Origin of the sequence: Bacillus oleivorans, assembly GCF_900207585.1 — a bacterium.
In the GTDB taxonomy this organism is placed as follows: Bacteria; Bacillota; Bacilli; order Bacillales; family JC228; genus Bacillus_BF; species Bacillus_BF oleivorans.
The window spans coordinates 1-1,234 of record NZ_OAOP01000026.1 but is presented as its reverse complement, the minus strand read 5'-3'; the positions used below and the strand labels follow the sequence as shown (position 1 = coordinate 1,234).

General features: G+C 47.2%; 9 tRNA genes and 1 rRNA gene. All 10 read left to right on the top strand.

The features are described 5' to 3' along the window. Positions 1–94: ribosomal RNA gene (rrf, locus tag CRO56_RS22520) — 5S ribosomal RNA — on the top strand; the annotation flags it as partial. A gap of 3 nt (positions 95–97) precedes the next feature. Next, positions 98–173, top strand: a tRNA-Val gene (locus CRO56_RS22515). Between the two features lie 7 nt (positions 174–180). Next, positions 181–256 (top strand) — tRNA-Thr (locus CRO56_RS22510). A 19-nt stretch (positions 257–275) separates the two neighbouring features. After that, a tRNA-Lys gene (locus CRO56_RS22505) sits at positions 276–351 on the top strand. A 20-nt stretch (positions 352–371) separates the two neighbouring features. Continuing rightward, positions 372–454 (top strand) — tRNA-Leu (locus CRO56_RS22500). 5 nt (positions 455–459) lie between these two features. Further along, positions 460–534: transfer RNA gene (locus tag CRO56_RS22495), tRNA-Gly, on the top strand. A gap of 5 nt (positions 535–539) precedes the next feature. Then, positions 540–625: transfer RNA gene (locus CRO56_RS22490), tRNA-Leu, on the top strand. Between the two features lie 8 nt (positions 626–633). Continuing rightward, positions 634–710: transfer RNA gene (locus CRO56_RS22485), tRNA-Arg, on the top strand. A gap of 36 nt (positions 711–746) precedes the next feature. After that, positions 747–823, top strand: a tRNA-Pro gene (locus tag CRO56_RS22480). A gap of 15 nt (positions 824–838) precedes the next feature. Beyond that, positions 839–914, top strand: a tRNA-Ala gene (locus tag CRO56_RS22475). Positions 915–1,234: the final 320 nt, after the last annotated feature.

Genomic DNA, 1,234 nt, shown 5'->3' with positions numbered 1-1,234 from the left:
CACACCCGTTCCCATCCCGAACACGGAAGTTAAGCTTCTCAGCGCCGATGGTAGTTGGGGGCTCTCCCCCTGTGAGAGTAGGACGTTGCCAGGCAATGGAGGATTAGCTCAGCTGGGAGAGCACCTGCCTTACAAGCAGGGGGTCGGCGGTTCGATCCCGTCATCCTCCACCATTTTTAAGCCGGTGTAGCTCAATTGGTAGAGCAACTGACTTGTAATCAGTAGGTTGGGGGTTCAAGTCCTCTCGCCGGCACCATTTTTTTGTAAAAGATAATGAGCCATTAGCTCAGTCGGTAGAGCATCTGACTTTTAATCAGAGGGTCGCAGGTTCGAGTCCTGCATGGCTCACCACTTAATTTTAATTAAATTATGCGGGTGTGGCGGAATTGGCAGACGCGCTAGACTTAGGATCTAGTGTCTTTATGACGTGGGGGTTCAAGTCCCTTCACCCGCATTTTTGCGGAAGTAGTTCAGTGGTAGAACACCACCTTGCCAAGGTGGGGGTCGCGGGTTCGAATCCCGTCTTCCGCTCCAATTATGCCGGGGTGGCGGAATCGGCAGACGCACAGGACTTAAAATCCTGGGAAGGGTGACCTTCGTGGGGGTTCAAGTCCCCCCCTCGGCATTTGTTATGCGCCCGTAGCTCAATTGGATAGAGCGTCTGACTACGGATCAGAAGGTTATGGGTTCGACTCCTGTCGGGCGCGCCATAATATAAATTATATTTAAATAACATTGTTCCTTGACGGGGAGTAGCTCAGCTTGGTAGAGCACTTGGTTTGGGACCAAGGGGTCGCAGGTTCGAATCCTGTCTTCCCGACCATTATAATAAGTAGTTGGGGCCTTAGCTCAGCTGGGAGAGCGCCTGCTTTGCACGCAGGAGGTCAGCGGTTCGATCCCGCTAGGCTCCACCATAATATTATTGACAAATACTATTATGTATGGTACGATAATATTTGTCGTCAAATTAATCTCGAATCATAGCTTTATGAGCTCATTGAAGAAGTTTAAAAGAAATCATAGATTTCTTTTAAAGAAAATTATTGACGCGCGTTAAATCGTGTGATAAGATTATTATCTTGCCCCTGCGTCAGAGCTAATCGAAGAAGTGTTCTTCAGCTCGTCGCATGGAAATAAGAAGTAACTCATTGTTCCTTGAAAACTGAACAAAGAAAAGCGTCAACGTTAATTCTATTTTTTTAAGAGCTATATCAAACACTTTTATGGAGAGTTT